The following is a 15,378-nucleotide window of genomic DNA, read 5'->3' as shown; positions in this document are numbered from 1 at the left end:
GCGCACGGCGGGAACGACCGGGCGGAGCTCAGGCCAGCATGTCGCTCCAGATGTTCTCGGCCCAGGACAAGGCATACCGGCCCTCGAGCTGGCTGGCCGCCGCCGACACGCCGCCCGAGCCCGGCACGGTCTTGAAGGTCTTGTCCGCGGCGTCGTACTGGTGCACCGAGGCCACGTGGATGACGTCCGTCGCGGTGACGAAGCTGTAGCAGGTGTTCATCATCACCGGCGTTGGATTCACGGCTTCGCCCTTGAGCAGCTGGATCACCGCCGCCGCGGCGACCTTGGCATGCTGGTTGGCCATGTGGCCGGACTTGGGCATCATCGCCGCCGGGAAGATGGCGTCGCCCAGCACATGGATGCCGGGCACGGCGGTCGATTCCATGCTCAGCCAGTTCACGCCGGCCCAGCGGTTGTTGATGTTCAACAGCCCGGCGCTGCGGGCCAGGTCGGCAGCGCGCTGCGGCGGAATGATGTTCAGCACATCGGCCTTGACGTCTTCGAACTCCAGCTTGGCGACACCACCGCTCACCGCCTTGAGTTCGGCATTGGGCCGGTATTCCAGGAGACCGGCGTAGTGCTGCGCGAAGGCCCGCTCGAACAAGGCCTTCTTCGACTGGACCTCGGGATTTGCGTCGAACACCAGCAGCTTGCTGCGCGGCTTGGCCACCTTCAGGTAGCTGGCCACCATGCAGGCCCGCTCGTAGGGCCCGGGCGGGCAGCGGTACGGCGCCTTCGGAATGGAGATCGCGAACACGCCGCCGTCGGGCATGTCCGTCAGCTGCTTGCGCAGTGCCACGGTCTGCGGCCCGGCCTTCCAGCCATGCACGAAGCGCCCGCTGTCCAGCGCCGCGGCGAGGCCATCCACCTGGTCGTTCATGAAGTCGATGCCGGGCGACAGGACCAGCCGGTCGTAGGCCAGTTCGCTGCCATCGGCCAGCCGCAGCTTCTTTGCGCCGGCGTCGATCGCCGTGACCTCGCCGCGCAGCAGCTTGACGCCCAGTGCCTTCAGCCCGTCGTAGCCGCGGGTGATGTCGGCCATCTGCCTGTGGCCGCCGATCACCAGGTTGGAGATCGGGCAGGAGACGAACTCCGCGTTGCGCTCGACCAGCGTGACATCGATGTTGCCGCCCCACAGGCGCAGGTAGCGCGCTGCCGTGCTGCCGCCAAAGCCGCCGCCGACGACGACCACGCGCCCCAGCGACGGGCCTGATGCCGTGCTGGCGCAACCGGCCAGGGCCAAGCCACCCCAGGCGGCGCCGGCAGACAGCAGGCGGCGGCGGCTGGGTGCGATGGGGTTCAGGCGAGTGTTCATGCTGCGCATCCTCGGGCTACTTTGCCGCTGGCTGCATGGCGAAATAGGCCGCGACCAGCTTGATCTGTTCGTCGGTGTAGCCCTTGGCGATCTGGTGCATGATCGTCGCGGCCTGCGCGCCGCTCTTGAAGTCGGCCATCGTCGCGACGATCTTGTCGGCTGGCATGCCGGCCAGCGGCTTCATGTCGCCGCGCGCCTGGCCGTTCGTGCCGTGGCAGTTGGCGCAGGTGGCCGCCAGGTTGCGGGCCAGGTTCGCGTCCTGCGCCTGCACGCCGAACGAAGTGCCTGCCGCGGCCAGCGCGCCGGCAAGGATCCAAGGCTTCATGCGTCCTCCTCCGGTGGTCACCAATGGCGGGATGCCGCTTGTCGATGGGTACGCGTAGGCTTGAGCGTAGCCGAGAACACCGGCTTCGTGCAGCTTCAAACGCCAAGGAACACGCCGCCCAACGCGGCAGGCCGCGCCGGCGGCTCAGGCAGCGGCGCGGGCCTGCTCCAGCAGCCCGCGCACCTTGGGTACGTCGCGGCTCTTGTCGAGGAAGTGGTCCGCGCCGGCGCTGCGGCAGGCCGCCTCCAGCACCGGGAAGGCATGGTTGGTCAACACGATCAGCAGCGGCCGTTTGCCTGTGTCACGGCGTCGCAGCGCGCTGATCACGCCCAGGCCGGTGCCCTGGCGAAGGCTGAGGTCGATGATCACCGCATCGGGCTGCAGCGCCTGGTAGTCGGCGATGGCCTGCGCTTCGGTGTCGGCCACGGCCAGCACCTCGAAGCGTCCGGGTTCGTCGATCAACTCGCGCAGCAGGGTTTGCACACGTGGCAGGTCTTCAACGATCAGCACGCGCAGAACAGCGTCTTTGACGGGGCCGGCTTCGGAATCCATGAAAGGTGAGTGTCTCGGGTGGGCGCGGACGAAATCACTGCACCAGATTCTTGCGCACCGCGTATTGCGTGAGATCGGCATTGGTCTTGAAGTTCATCTTCTCGAGCAGGCGCGCACGGTAGGTGCTGACGGTCTTGCTGCTCAGGCACAACTCGTTGGCGATCTCGGTCACGCTGCGGCCGACGGCCAGCTTGGCGAAGATCTGGAATTCACGTTCCGACAGGCGCAGGTGCGCCGGTTGTTCGATGTCTTCGGTCAGGCCCGCGGCCAGCAGTTCGGCCAGCGCCGGGCTGATGTAGCGCCGGCCGGCGGCCACGGTGCGCACCGCGGCCACCAGTTGGTCGGTGGCCAGTTCCTTGCTGAGGAAGCCACTGGCGCCGGCCTTCAGCACGTTCAGCCCGTACTGGTCTTCCGGGTAGGCGCTGAGGATCAGGATCGCGGTCTCCGGCGTCGAGGCCTTGACCTGGCGCAGCACGTCGATGCCCGACAGATCGGGCAGCGACAGATCAATCACGCAGACGTCCATCGGCGTCTTGCGCACCGCTTCCAGCGCCGAGCGGCCGGTGGCGCCTTCGGCCACGATGTCGATGTCGCTGTGGCCCTCGAGGATGTAGCGGAATCCCGCCCGCACGATGTCGTGGTCGTCGAACAAACCCAGCCGGATGATGATCATGACGCTCGCCCCTCAGCGGCTTCGGACACGGCGCCATTGTGCTGCCGGGGCGAGCTGATCGGCAGCCCAGAGAAAGCCCATTCGCCTGTAGGTCGTGCCCTACAGCGTCGCCGCTGGCGTGCGGATCGACGGCCCGGCCTCGGCCACGCAGCGCCAGCCGCGGCCGGTCGCGGCCATGCGCGGCCAGGCCGCAATGGTTTCGATGACCACCGGCGCATCCCGCGCCACGCGCGGCGGCAGCGTGGTGCTGCGCTGCTCCACGTAGATGCGCTCGCGCGGCACGCCGCGCTGCGCCAGTTGCTGGCGCAGCGCTTCGGCACGCTGCTGCGCCAGCTCACGCGGCATCTCGGTATCGGTCAGCACCGGCACCGGCACCGTGATGACGACCACCTCCAGCGTGGCCGACTCCAGCGCCTGGGCATAGGCCGAGAGCTGCGAGCGGCCGCTGGCCGAGATGTCCGTCCCGTCGTGCTGGAACAGCCGCGCATCGAAGGCCGAGGCGCGGGACTCCGGCAGCGGCGGCGCGGCACACACGCTCAGCGCCTGGCTGGGCAGGCTGGTGCCGGCGGCGAGCGCGGCGATGCACCACAGGCCGATGCGGTGTGCGAGCGAGGCGTTCATGGTCATGTCCTTTCAACCGCGCATGCGCACCGGTTGCTCGTTGTCCGACAGATAGACCTCGACGCGGCGGTTCAGCGCGCGGTTGGTGTCGGTCGAGTTGTCGGCCACCGGGTAGCTCTTGCCGTAGCCGACGACGGTGACGCGCGGTGCCTGCACGCCCATCATCTCCAGCTGCCTGGCCACCGCCTCGGCGCGCCGGCGCGACAGGTTCTCGTTGTACGCATCCGAGCCGATGTTGTCGGTGTGCCCTTCGATCAGCACGCGCCGGCCAGGGTACTGCTTGAGGAAATCGGCCAGCTTGGTCAAGGAGGCCGCGGCGGTGGACTTGACCTCGGCGCGGTTGAACTCGAACAGCACGTCGCCCAGCGTCACCAGCACGCCACGTTCGGTCTGCTTGGCCTGCAATTCGGCCAGCCGCTGCTGCAGCACGGCAGCCTGCATCTGCGCCTCGTTGGCCTGCGCCTGCGCGGAGGCCGCCTGCTGCTCGGCGCCGCTGGCACGCTGTTCGGCACCGGCTGCGCGCTGTTCGGCACCGGCCGCGCGCTGCTCGGCGTTCATCGCCTGCTGCTGCGCCAGGTTGGCCTCGACACGGGCGCGCTGCGCTTGCGCACTGCGCACATCGGCACGGGTGCGTTCGCGGTCGGCTTCGGCGCCGCGGATCGCGTCTTCACTGGCCTTGGACTGCGCCACCGCCATCGCGGTGCGGGCCTGCTGCTGCGCAATGTGAGCGGCACTGCTGACCTCGGCCAGCGATTCGCCCTTGGCATGCAGCAGGTTCGCGCGGTTCAGCGAATCGGTGGCCTTCTTCAGCTCCATCGGCGCCTTCGCCAGCACGTTGGCATCGGTCTCGGCGGTGCGCACGGCGGCGCGGGCTTCCACCAGTTCGGGCGGCGGCATCGGGGTGCTGGCGCAGGCGCCGAGCAACAGGCCGGCGGCAAGGGTACTGGCAACAAGAGTGGGCTTCATGGTGGGTTTCTCCAGGCTTGTTCTGCGCGCTTACTTGCGCGCCATCTCTTCACGCAACTGGCGGATGCTGTCGCGCACCGCCGTCAAGGCGCGGTCCGATCGCAGCGATCGCGCCTGGGCCTCGGCCAGCGTCGCGTCGGCATCGGCCTGCTCGGCCAGTTGGCGAGCCAGCGCGTAGTCCTTGTTCGCATAGGCCACGTTGGCGCGGGCGATCTTGTCGCGCGCCATCGCCAACTCCACCGGCGCTTCGGCAGCGGCCGGGCCGGTAGCGCGATCGACAGCCGCCTGACCCACGGCCAGCTGGCTGCGGGGTGGCGACTCGCTGGCACAGGCCGACAGCAGCGCGACCAGCGCTGCCGCGGCCAGGGCGGTCCAGGGCATGCGGCGCAAGGACGGTGTGACTGGCAAGGCAAGGGGTCTCATGGGTACTCCTTCTCGAGGACGGTGCTTGGTCTTCTCGGCGCTGGCACACGGCGCCGCAGTGAATCCACTGTAGGCAGCGCTGCACGACGCACGTATCGGTGGAGTGCGCCAAGCACGGTCAGATTCGACCTACAAAGTGCCGGCCGCCGCTCAGTCCTTCCACCGCTGCTCGACTTCCCTCACCGCGGCGCCGACATCGCGCGCCGCTACACTGCGGCCCGTGCGCCGACTCCTGTTCATCGTTCTGCTGACGATCCTGCCGCTCCAGTTCAGCTGGGCCGGGGTTTCGGCGTATTGCGGGCATGAACGCGGCAGCGCGACGCAGCACTTCGGGCATCACGAGCACCAGCACCATGCCGGTCCGGATGCGGCGTCCACCGACAAGGCGAGCTCTGCTTCGATGCAGGCCGACGCCGATTGCGGCACCTGCCAGCTGGGTGCGTCGCAGCCGGTTCCGCCGACATCGGCCGCGCTTCTCGTACCGGACACCGAGCCGCCGTGCGACGCACACCATGCGCGTTACGGCTCCCACATCCCCCCCGGCCCCGAACGTCCTGACAGGGAAGCGCCCTCGCCTGCCGTGCGATTCGGCGGCGCGGTCGTGATCGGCGCCTTACTTCCGGCCTGACTTCTTCGCACCCCGCTGCCGCATCGCTTCTGTCGTGAGACAAGAAGGATGATTCGATGCGATTGCCCCTTATCGCGGTGGCCTGCCTGCTGGCCGCCGCCCCCGGTCTGGCCACTGCCCAGGCGCCGACCACACCCCCTGCACTGACACTTTCCGACGCACTGCGCCTTGCCGTGCAGGTCAGCCCGGCCGTCAAGCTGCGCGAAGCCCAGCTGGCTGCGGCCGAAGGGGCGCGCCACCAGGCCTCGACGCTGCTGGCCAACAACCCCGAACTGAGCCTGGAGCGCAGCCGCACGCAAACGCGCCTGACGCCGCCGCCCGACGACCGCAGCAGCGCTTGGGCCGTGGCGCTCGCGCAGTCCGTCGAGATCGGCGGGCAGCAGGCGCGCCGCCGTGAAGCCGCCGCCGCGTCGCTGGCAGCGCTGCGTGCGGAGATCGACGACGCACGCCGCCAGGCCCGCGGCGATGCCGCGCTGCGCTTCCATGCCGTGCTCAAGGCGCAGCGGCGGATCCAGATCGAGCAGCGATCCGCCGCGCTGTTCGACAGCACGGCCCAGGCCGTCGACAAGCGCCGCGCCGCAGGCGAGGACACCCGGCTGGACGCCAACGTGGCGCGGGTGGAGGCCGAGCGCGCGCGCAACGCGCTGGCAGCGGCGCGCGAGCAGTGGCTGGACGCGCGGGCCGACCTGGCAACGGCCCTGCAGTTGCCCGCTGCGGCCCTGCCGGACGTGGCGGGCGACTTGGCGGCCGGCCCCGTCGACACCTTGCCGTACAGCCTGGAGCAGCTCAGCGCATCCCTGCCGGCCCTGCCCCGTCTGCGCGCACTGGCGGCCCACGAACAGGCGGCACGCGCGCGGCTGGCCACGGCGCACGCCAGTCGCTTGCCCGATCTGACGCTGGGCCTGGCCGTCGGCCGCGAAGGCCCCGGCGCCGCACGCGAGCGGGTGACCACGCTCAGCGTGTCGATGCCCTTGCCGCTGTTCCAGCGCAACGAAGCCGGCATCGGGCAGGCGATCAGCGATGTGAGCACGGCCGAGATCGAACGTGCCGGCGCCGTGCGCGACCACGACGCCCAACTGCGCCGGCTCTGGAGTCGCCTGGCCAGCCAGCGCGAGCGCATTCAACGCACCCATGCTGCGCTGCTGCCGGCCTCCGCAGACAACCAGCTGTTGGCGGCCAAGTCGCGCCAGGCCGGCCAGATCGGCCTGCTGGACCAACTGCTCATCAGCCGGCAGGCGCTGGATACCGAGCGCGAACTGAATGACGCACTGGCGGACTACCACGCCACCCGGATCGAACTCGAAAGTGCGGCCGGCTGGCCGCAGGAAGGATCTTCACGATGAGCACGCTGCACGACGCAACCCCGCCTCGCCTGGCCGCGCTGGCGCTGGCCATGGCCTTGGCACTGGCCGTGGCCGCCTGTGGCAAGAGCGCCGCCAAGGACGAACACGCCGACGAAGGCGACAAGCACGCCGAGCATGCCGGGGAGAAGAAGGCGGCAGGCCATGACGAACATGCTGAAGGCCAACCCGAACTGAAGCTGAGCCGCGAAGAGGCCGAACGTGCCGGCATCCAGCTCGAAGAGATCAAGGCGCAAGCGCTCGGCGAGACGGTGGTCGTCACCGCGACGATCCACGCCGACCAGGACCGCCTGGTCCGCGTGTCGCCCCGCATCGCGGGCCGCATCCTGTCGGCGCCCGCGAAGCTGGGCGATCATGTGCGCGCCGGGCAGACGCTGGCCACGATGGACAGCGTGGAGGTCGGTGAGAGCCATGCCACCTGGATGCAGGCCCAGACCGAACTGCGCATCGCCGAAGCCGACTTCACGCGTGCCGAGTCGCTGAACGCCGAAGAGATCATCCCGAAGAAGGACTTCCTGCGCGCCCAGGCAGATCGGGACAAGGCCGCAGCCGCAGTGCGCGCCGCGGCCGACCGCCTGCGCCTGATGGGCGGTGCGCCGGGCGCCACGGGCAACAACGTGTCCCGCTTCTCCGTTATCGCGCCACTGGCTGGCACCGTGATCGAGAAGAAGGTGACGCTCGGTGAACTCGCCAGTCCCAGCGAGCCGATGTATGCCATAGCCGACCTGAGTCGTGTCTGGATCCAGGCGGCGTTGCCCGAAGCCGCGCTGGCCAAAGTGCGCGTGGGAGCCCATGCCAAGGTGACTGTCTCAGCCTACCCGGACCAGACCTTCAGCGGGCGCGTCGGCCACATCGGCGCGATGCTCGACAAGGACACGCGCACGGTGGCCGCGCGCATCGAGCTGCCGAACGCCGATGGCCGCCTGAAGCCCGAGATGTTTGCCACCGCCACCATTGAAGCCGTCGGTGACAAGCGCGAAGCCATCGCACTGCCCGATGCCGCGATCGTGCTGCTGGAGGGCGTGCCCACGGTCTTCGTGTTCGAGCATGGCGCCTACGAGGCCCGCGCCGTCGAACCCGGCGAGCGCATCGCCGGCCGCACCCTTCTGAAGTCAGGCATCCAGGCCGGCGAGCAGGTGGTGATCGCCGGCGCCTATGCGCTGAAGGCCCGCAAGCTGAAGTCACAGCTCGGCCACGGCCATTGAGAGGAACCACACACCATGCTCAATGCAATCGTTGATGCCAGCCTGCGCTACAAGCTGCTGGTGCTGGTGGCCTTTGTCGTGCTCACCGGCCTGGGCGTGATGGCCTGGCGCCAGGTGCCGGTGGATGCCTTCCCCGATGTCACGCCGGCGCAGGTGAACATCTACACCGAATCACCCGGCGTTGCGGCCGAGGACATCGAGCGTTTGCTCACCGTGCCGATCGAAGGCGCGATGGCCGGCCTGGCGAATGTGGAAGTCGTGCGTTCGGTGTCGCTGTTCGGCCTGTCGTATGTCGGCATCTACTTCTCCGACGACGTCGACATCGGTGTCGCGCGCCGGCTGGTCGGTGAAAAGCTGCAGGAGGTGAAGAGCCGCCTGCCGCAGGGCTACGGCGAGCCGGCGCTAGGCCCCAACAGTTCAGGCCTGGGCCAGGTGTTCTGGTACACGATCGAAGACGCTGACAAGAAGCTCAGCGCGATGGATCTGCGCACGCTGCACGACTGGACCGTGCGGCTGATCCTGCGCACCGCGCCGGGCGTGGACGATGTCACCACCTGGGGCGGCCACGAGAAGCAGTTCCAGGTGCAGATCGACCCGCGGCGGCTGGTCAAGTACGGCCTCTCCTTCAAGGAGGTGATGGAACGGCTGGCGGCCAACAACAAGCAGGTCGGCGGCCAGTACCTGAACATCGGTGTCGAGCAGTACCTGGTGCGCGGTCTCGGCCTGGTCAGCAATGCGGCCGACATCGGCACCATCGTCGTGGCCGAGCGCAACGGCGCACCGGTCTACGTGCGCGACGTGGCCGATGTGAAAGAGGCACCCGCGGTGCGCTTTGGCGCCGTCACGCGCAATGGCCAGGAAACGGTGCTCGGCATCGCGCTGGCACGCATCAATGAAAACGCGGCGACTGTGGTCGCGGCCGTGAAGCAGAAGCTTGCCATCGCGCAAGCGGCGCTACCCAAAGGCATCACGCTCACCGCGGTGTACGACCGCACCGAGATCGTCGACAAGGCGCTGAAGACCTCGACCGGCGCCTTGATCGAAGGATCGATCCTGGTCGCGGTGATCCTGTTCCTGTTCCTCGGCGAGTTCCGCTCGGCCATCGTCGTCGTCGTGACCTTGCCGCTGGCCATGCTGTTCGCCTTCATCATGATGCAGCGCTTCGGCATGTCGGCCAACCTGATGTCCTTGGCAGGGCTGGCCATCGGCATCGGCATGATGGTCGACGGCGCGGTGGTGATGGTCGAGAACGCCTTCCGCCTGCTGTCGCATGCACGCGCCTCGGGCCAGCCGATCAACCGCACGCAGGTGGTGCGGCAAGCGGCGCGCGAGGTGGCCAACCCCATCGCCTTCGCGATCGGCATCATCATCGTGGTGTTCCTGCCGCTGTTCTCGCTGAGCGGGCTGGAAGGCAAGCTGTTCAAGCCGATGGCACTGACCATCACCTTCGCGATGGCCGGCTCGCTGCTGCTGAGCCTGACGCTGGTGCCGGTGCTGGCCACGCTGATCCTGCGGCCCAAGGAAGAGAAGGACACCTGGCTGGTGCGCGGCGCGAAGAAGCTCTACCTGCCGCTGCTCGATTGGGCACTGGACCGCAAGAAGACGGTGATCGGCGCGGCCGTCGTGCTGCTGCTGGGCTCGCTGGCGTTGTTCCCGTTCCTCGGCAAGGAGTTCATGCCCACGCTGCAGGAGGACGCGATCATGTTCCGCGTGGTCGGCATCCCGTCGACATCGCTGGATGAATCGATCCGCGTGGCCCATGTGATGGACGCCAGCCTGCGCAAGAAGTACCCGCAAGTGCGCTCAGTGCTGGCCACCATCGGCCGCGCCGAGAAGGGAGAGACGGCCGATGTCAACTACATGGAAGTGCTGCTCGACCTGAAGCCCAAGGACGAATGGCCGACGAAGCAGTCGTACGTGGCGCTCGGCCGGGAGATGCAAGAGTTCCTGGAGGCCGAAGTGGCCACCGCCGTGTTCGGCGCCACGCAGCCGATCCAGATGCGCGTGGAAGAGCTGATCTCCGGCGTGCGCGCCACGCTGGCCCTGAAGGTCTACGGCGAGGACCTGGACCAGCTCGAAGCGCTGTCGGCGAAGCTGAAGACTGTCATCGCCACCGTGCCCGGCGTGGCGGACCTGTCCGCCGAAGCCAACAAGGGCAAGCCGCAGATGGTGATCCAGGTCGACCGCGAAGCGGCCGCGCGCTACGGCCTGAATGCCGACGACATCCTCGCGGTGGTGCAGGCCGGCATTGGCGGCGAGACGGTCTCGACGCTGATCCAGGGCACGCGCCGCTTCGACATCGCGGTGCGGCTGGCCGACGAGTTCCGCAGCAGCCCGGCGGCCATCGCCGCGATCCCGATCCGCACGCCCGAAGGTGCGCTGGTGCCTTTCTCGCAGGTGGCGAAGATCACGCTGGCCGAGGGCTACACCTTCGTGCGCCGAGAAGCGCTGCAGCGCTATGCCGTGCTGCAGATGGACGTGCAGGGCCGCGACGTGGACGGCTTCGTCCAGGACGCCGATGCGGCGATCCAGGCCAAGGTGAAGCTGCCCACCGGCTACTGGGTGGAATGGGGCGGCGCGTTCGAGAACCAGCAGCGCGCGATGGCCCGGTTGGGACTGATCGTGCCGCTGACCATCGCGCTGATCTTCATCCTGCTGTACACCGCGTTCAACTCGGTTCGGCATGCCACGCTGATCATCGCCAATGTGCCGTTTGCCATCATTGGCGGCATCGTCGGGCTGTTCAGCACCGGGCAATACCTCTCGGTGCCATCGGCCATCGGCTTCATCGCGGTGTTCGGCGTGGCGATGCTCAACGGCATCGTGCTGGTGAGCTTCCTGAACGAGCAGCGCCGGCACGGCCTGTCGATCCGCGACGCCGTGCGCCAGGGTGCGGCTCTGCGCCTGCGGCCGGTGCTGATGACGGCCTCGGTGGCCATCCTCGGCCTGGTGCCGATGCTGATCTCGACCGGGGTGGGCGCCGAAACGCAGCGCCCGCTGGCCACCGTGGTGATCGGCGGGCTGATCACCTCCACGCTGCTGACGCTGCTGCTGTTGCCGCTGATCTACGAATGGTCGGAGTCGCGCGCCGAGGCGAGGCAGCGCCTGCGTGAGGCCGGCGGCGGCGCTGGCGCAGCCGGTCTCGCAACGCCGTGATGTTCTATCGACGGCGCAGATCGCAGGGGGCGATGGCACTGTTGCAGATGCGCGCCTTCCCAGGCCGCCTACAAGCCCAACTCCCGCAGAATCGCCTCGCGCAGCGCCTGCGCCTGCGGACTGGTGAGCTTGCGCGGATGCGGCATGTCCACGCTGAACGTGGCCTGGATCGTCGCCGGCCGGGGCGACAGCACCATGATGCGGTCGGCCATGTAGATGGCTTCTTCGACATCGTGCGTGATCAGCAGCACCGTGTGGCGCTCTTCTTCCAGGATGCGCAGCAGCTCGGTGCGCATGCGCAGATTCATCAGCGCATCGAGCGCCGAGAACGGCTCGTCCATGTACAGGATCTCGGGCTTCACGACGAAGGCGCGCGCCAGTTCCACGCGCTTGAGCATGCCGCCCGACAGCTCGTGCGGGTAGCTGGACTCGAAGCCCTTCAGGCCGACCATCGCGGCGTAGTGATCGGCCAGCGCGGCCTTGTCGCCGGGGCCGTCGCCGTTGCTCTTGCTGCTGTTTTTGCAAGTTAGACCGAACATCAGGTTCTGCTGCACGGTGAGCCAGGGGAACACCGAGCCATGCTGCGAGATCACGATGCCCTTGGGGCTGGGGCCGTCGCGCGCGGCGCCGTCCACCTGCACAACGCCTTGGTCCGCACGCTCGAAGCCGGCGATGATGTTCATCAGCGTCGATTTGCCGCAGCCCGAGGGGCCGACGATGGCGACGAACTCACCATCGGCCACCGCAAAGCTCACGCCGCCGATGACCGGCAGTTCACCGGTGTCCGACGGAAAGCCCTTGCGGACCTGGTCGACGACGATCTTGCCGGTCTTGCCGATCTGCTTATCGGACATAGCGCCATCTCACAGTCTTGAGCCTTTCGAGCAGGCGGGTGAAGCCATCGAGCAGCAGGCCGATGAGGCCGATGATGATCATGCTGGCGATCACCAGGTCGTAGCGGTTGCCGGCATTGCGCGAATCCATGATCAGGTAACCCAGGCCCGAGCGCAGCGCAATCATCTCGGCCGCCACCACCACCAGCCAGGCCACGCCGATGCCGATGCGCATGCCGACGATGATCTCCGGCAGCACTGCGGGAATCACCACCCGGCGGAACAGCACCGCGCGCGAAACACCGAAATTCGCCGCCGCGCGCAGGTAGCGCCGTTCGATGGTGTGCACGCCCGAGGTCGTCTGCACGATCATCGGGAACACCGACGAGATGAAGATCAGGAAGATCGGCGACACATCGCCGACGCCGAACCACAGGATGGCCAGCGGGATCCAGGCGATCGGCGAGATCGGCCGCAGCATCTGGAAGATCGGGTTCAGCGTGCGGTAGGCCCCGCCGACCCAGCCCATCCACAGGCCCAGCGGAATGGCCAGCAGCACGGCCAGCCCGAAGCCGGTGCCGACGCGGAACAGCGACGCGGCGATGTGCTCCCACAGCGTGCCGTCCTGCGCCAGTTCCAGCGCGCCGGTGAGCACTTGCCAGGGCGTCGGGAAGATCGCGCTCTCGGTCTGCACGACCACGATCCACCAGAAGGCGACGAGCGCGGCGATGACCGCCAGCGGCGGCAGGATCTTTTTCAGTGTCACGTTGTCTTGGGCCACCAGGGTTGGTTCATCAGCTGGGCCAGGCGCCACCGCAAGCGGGGCCAGCCCGGCGTCGGGCGCGGATCGACGATCACGCTCATCTGCCCGCTGGCATGCGCAGTGCACGCAAAGCTGTAGGTCGATGCCACCTCGAAGGGCAGGCGGAAACTCTGGCCCGGCATGATCAGCACCGGGCCGAAGACCTGCGGCACCTCGTCCTGGTTGCGCAGCAACAGCACGTCCTTGGCACCCAGCGTGAGGCGGATGGTGTCCGGCAGGATCTCGACCTTGTTGCCGCCCATGCGGCGCGACCAGGTGCCGCGCGGGATCTCGAACAGCTCGTCGCGGCTGTCGACCACCACCGGCGCCAGCGCTGCCCAGGCCAGCGCAGCCAGCAGCAGCGCCGCGAGCAGCACAAGCAGCGCGCAGACAACCCAGAACGGGCGCGCCAGCAGCCTCACTGCGTCAACAGCAACTGGAGGTCGTGCGCATAGTCCTTGGCGCTGCGCCCGTAGGGCATCATCGCGCGCAGCTTGCCGGCACGGTCGATCAGGTAGACCGAGGACGAATGGTCCACCGCATAACCCGCCTTCGAGGCCACCTTGTTGGCGACGATGCCGTAGTTCGTGCGCACGGCAGCCAGCGTTTCGGCTTGGCCGGTGCCGCCGACGAAGCTGGGATCAAAGGCCGCCAGGTAGGTTTTCATGCGGGCGGCGTCGTCGCGCTCGGGATCCACCGTGATGTAGAGCACCTGCACGGCTTCGGCGGCCGGGCCCAGCGCCTTGCGCGCCTGCACCAGCGTGGCCAGCGTGATCGGACAGACCTCCGTGCAATGCGTGAAGCCGAAGGCCAGCATCACCACCTTGCCGCGGTAGCGCGCAAGCTTCAGCACACTGCCGTCGGAGCCGCGCAGCGCGAACTCCGGGGCCTGGCGCGGTGGCTCGAAAACGCCAGCCTTGAGGGGGGTTGCCGGGCTTGCCGCAGGCACCTGCAGGGCGGCGCACAGCAGCAGCGCGGTGCCGGTGAGTTTCAACAGGTTCACGTTCGCTCGCCTCGTTCAAGACCCATCACAGCGGGATGGCGGCCGGTCGGGCTGCCTTGGTGAAACTTTCGTCCATGTAGGTCTCGTAAGCCACCGGCCGCTTGAGGGTGCCGGCTGCTATCGACAGCTGCATCAGTTCCTCGAACTCGGTGCGGATCATGCGCAGATCGCCATAGGTCACCCGGTCGGTCGGATTCTCCATGACGAAGCGGATGATGTTCGGGTCCTGATTGAAGTACTTGCGCCCGGCGGCGATGGTCACGGCCTTGTTGCGGTTGTCCTGCTTCTGGTCCAACCACTGGCCGGCCGCCAGCACATGGTTGACCAGGTCCTGCACCAGCGGCCGGTTGTCCCGGATCAGCTCTTCCCGTACCGTCAGCACGCAGCAGATGTAGTTGCGCCATTCGTCGCGGGTCATGCGCAGCGCTCGCGCATAACCCGCACGTTGCGCGGCCGCGCCGAAGGGCTCGCCGGTGCAGTAGGCGTCCACCGCCTTGGCGTACAGCGCGGCCGGCATGTCGGGCGGCGCCATCTCGACCAGCTCGATGTCGGCGGGTGTCATGCCCTCCTGCGCCAGCATCTTGCGCAGGAACAGGAAGTCCACCGCAAAGCGGCTGGGGATGGCGATGCGCTTGCGCGCCAGATCCTTGAAGCGCTGGTACGGCGAATCGGTGCGCACCATGATCACCGCGCCCGAGCGGTGGCCCAGCGAAACGATCTTCACCGGGATCTTCTTGTCGGCCAGGTCCATCACCAGCGGCGCCAGCATGTAGGCGGCCTGGATGCGGCCGGCCATCAGCGATTCCTTGATCTCCGGCCAGCCGTTGTACTTGCTGAACTCGAACTCGTTCTGCGGGGCGCCGCTCTTGTCGGCGGCATTGCTGGTGGTCTTGGCCACGCAGGCCACCGGCAGCGTCAGGTTGCAGGTCACCGGCAGGCCGCCCACGACCAGCGGCTTGGCCGGCGCTGCCTGCGCAGGCGGCGCCAGGGCCGGCAGCGCGGCGGCCAGGCCCCTGCGCAGCAACTGCCGGCGCTGCAGCCAGGGCGGGCACTGCAGGAGGGGGTGAGGCTCGGGGATGGGGCTCACGGGGAAGGCGCTCCGTGCTGAGGATCGGTCATTTTCAGCGATGACGCTGGTGGGCGGTGCAAGTGTTCGGATTTGAACGGGCAGGTTGTAATTGCGAATGCTTCGCATTACAGTTCAGTTCCACCCAACGCTGCGCTCTTGGCACGGAGTGCCCAAGACCCGTCATGACCCCTCCGCCCGACCTCCATTCGCCCCGCACTGCGTCTGCGCACCGGCGCCAAGATCCGCACGAGACGCCTGCCGCCGCTGACACCGCGGGCCTCTGCAAGCCCAGGTTGCACAGCAGCGCACTGTTCGGTGGTACCGACGAAATAGAGATCGCGCATGGCGATGCGCTGTACCGCCTGCGCATCACCTCGCTGGGCAAGCTCATCCTCACCAAATAGCCCCATTTCCCCTCCCCCGCACACGCCAGCCGCAAGCCAGCC

Annotated in this window: 17 protein-coding genes; 5 read left to right on the top strand and 12 right to left on the bottom strand. The window is 68.0% G+C overall.

Annotation, left to right across the window (positions count from 1 at the left end; all coding sequences use genetic code 11):
- Positions 1–28 precede the first annotated feature (28 nt).
- The 7 genes from VLK61_RS08425 to VLK61_RS08395 all read right to left on the bottom strand — a co-directional run bounded on the left by VLK61_RS08425 (position 29) and on the right by VLK61_RS08395 (position 4,875).
- Positions 29–1,315 carry an NAD(P)/FAD-dependent oxidoreductase gene (locus VLK61_RS08425; RefSeq protein WP_325420099.1) on the bottom strand — a complete coding sequence of 429 codons (1,287 nt, stop codon included), beginning with the start codon at positions 1,313–1,315 and terminating at the stop codon, positions 29–31.
- 16 nt (positions 1,316–1,331) lie between these two features.
- Complete coding sequence (locus VLK61_RS08420) at positions 1,332–1,640, bottom strand: c-type cytochrome (RefSeq protein ID WP_325420097.1); 309 nt, start codon at positions 1,638–1,640, stop codon at positions 1,332–1,334.
- Between the two features lie 144 nt (positions 1,641–1,784).
- Positions 1,785–2,150: a response regulator gene (locus tag VLK61_RS08415; protein ID WP_325420095.1), complete on the bottom strand. Its 366-nt coding sequence runs from the start codon at positions 2,148–2,150 to the stop codon at positions 1,785–1,787.
- A 76-nt stretch (positions 2,151–2,226) separates the two neighbouring features.
- A complete protein-coding gene (locus tag VLK61_RS08410; protein ID WP_325420197.1) occupies positions 2,227–2,859 on the bottom strand; it encodes a response regulator transcription factor in 633 nt (210 codons plus the stop codon).
- A gap of 105 nt (positions 2,860–2,964) precedes the next feature.
- Positions 2,965–3,486, bottom strand: a complete 522-nt coding sequence (locus VLK61_RS08405; protein ID WP_325420093.1) for an OmpA family protein — start codon at positions 3,484–3,486, stop codon at positions 2,965–2,967.
- 12 nt (positions 3,487–3,498) lie between these two features.
- On the bottom strand, positions 3,499–4,452 hold the full coding sequence (locus tag VLK61_RS08400) for an OmpA family protein (RefSeq protein ID WP_325420091.1): 954 nt from the start codon (positions 4,450–4,452) through the stop codon (positions 3,499–3,501).
- Between the two features lie 30 nt (positions 4,453–4,482).
- Positions 4,483–4,875: a DUF4398 domain-containing protein gene (locus VLK61_RS08395; protein WP_325420090.1), complete on the bottom strand. Its 393-nt coding sequence runs from the start codon at positions 4,873–4,875 to the stop codon at positions 4,483–4,485.
- Positions 4,876–5,095: 220 nt separating this feature from the next.
- Here VLK61_RS08395 and czcI point away from each other — a divergent pair, with 220 nt between their 5' ends.
- The 4 genes from czcI to VLK61_RS08375 are packed head-to-tail and all read left to right on the top strand — an operon-like array spanning position 5,096 to position 11,225.
- The gene (gene czcI, locus VLK61_RS08390) at positions 5,096–5,503 is read left to right on the top strand and encodes a cation efflux protein, CzcI family (protein WP_325420088.1); all 408 of its coding nucleotides are present in this window, start codon (positions 5,096–5,098) and stop codon (positions 5,501–5,503) included.
- A gap of 56 nt (positions 5,504–5,559) precedes the next feature.
- Positions 5,560–6,846: a TolC family protein gene (locus VLK61_RS08385; protein WP_325420086.1), complete on the top strand. Its 1,287-nt coding sequence runs from the start codon at positions 5,560–5,562 to the stop codon at positions 6,844–6,846.
- Complete coding sequence (locus tag VLK61_RS08380) at positions 6,843–8,069, top strand: efflux RND transporter periplasmic adaptor subunit (RefSeq protein ID WP_325420084.1); 1,227 nt, start codon at positions 6,843–6,845, stop codon at positions 8,067–8,069. The genes VLK61_RS08385 and VLK61_RS08380 overlap by 4 nt, the downstream gene beginning before the upstream one ends.
- 15 nt (positions 8,070–8,084) lie before the next feature.
- On the top strand, positions 8,085–11,225 hold the full coding sequence (locus VLK61_RS08375) for an efflux RND transporter permease subunit (RefSeq protein WP_325420082.1): 3,141 nt from the start codon (positions 8,085–8,087) through the stop codon (positions 11,223–11,225).
- A 68-nt stretch (positions 11,226–11,293) separates the two neighbouring features.
- Here the strand turns inward: VLK61_RS08375 and VLK61_RS08370 are convergent, their stop codons facing one another.
- The 5 genes from VLK61_RS08370 to VLK61_RS08350 are packed head-to-tail and all read right to left on the bottom strand — an operon-like array spanning position 11,294 to position 14,950.
- Positions 11,294–12,079 (bottom strand): ABC transporter ATP-binding protein, encoded by a 786-nt coding sequence (locus VLK61_RS08370; protein WP_325420080.1) that lies wholly within the window; start codon positions 12,077–12,079, stop codon positions 11,294–11,296.
- Positions 12,069–12,839: an ABC transporter permease gene (locus tag VLK61_RS08365; RefSeq protein WP_325420078.1), complete on the bottom strand. Its 771-nt coding sequence runs from the start codon at positions 12,837–12,839 to the stop codon at positions 12,069–12,071. The genes VLK61_RS08370 and VLK61_RS08365 overlap by 11 nt, the downstream gene beginning before the upstream one ends.
- A complete protein-coding gene (locus tag VLK61_RS08360) occupies positions 12,821–13,282 on the bottom strand; it encodes a cupredoxin domain-containing protein (RefSeq protein WP_325420076.1) in 462 nt (153 codons plus the stop codon). The genes VLK61_RS08365 and VLK61_RS08360 overlap by 19 nt, the downstream gene beginning before the upstream one ends.
- Complete coding sequence (locus VLK61_RS08355; RefSeq protein WP_325420074.1) at positions 13,279–13,863, bottom strand: SCO family protein; 585 nt, start codon at positions 13,861–13,863, stop codon at positions 13,279–13,281. Before VLK61_RS08355 ends, VLK61_RS08360 begins: the two co-directional genes overlap by 4 nt.
- A gap of 25 nt (positions 13,864–13,888) precedes the next feature.
- Positions 13,889–14,950, bottom strand: a complete 1,062-nt coding sequence (locus tag VLK61_RS08350; RefSeq protein WP_325420072.1) for an ABC transporter substrate-binding protein — start codon at positions 14,948–14,950, stop codon at positions 13,889–13,891.
- Positions 14,951–15,114: 164 nt separating this feature from the next.
- On the opposite strand from VLK61_RS08350, the gene hemP reads away from it, so the two are divergent.
- Positions 15,115–15,336: a hemin uptake protein HemP gene (gene hemP / locus VLK61_RS08345; RefSeq protein WP_325420070.1), complete on the top strand. Its 222-nt coding sequence runs from the start codon at positions 15,115–15,117 to the stop codon at positions 15,334–15,336.
- The last annotated feature ends 42 nt before the right edge of the window (positions 15,337–15,378 follow it).

The sequence above is a fragment of the Aquabacterium sp. genome, assembly GCF_035476535.1.
GTDB lineage: Bacteria > Pseudomonadota > Gammaproteobacteria > Burkholderiales > Burkholderiaceae_C > Pseudaquabacterium.
This window is presented reverse-complemented; position numbering and strand designations above follow the sequence as displayed.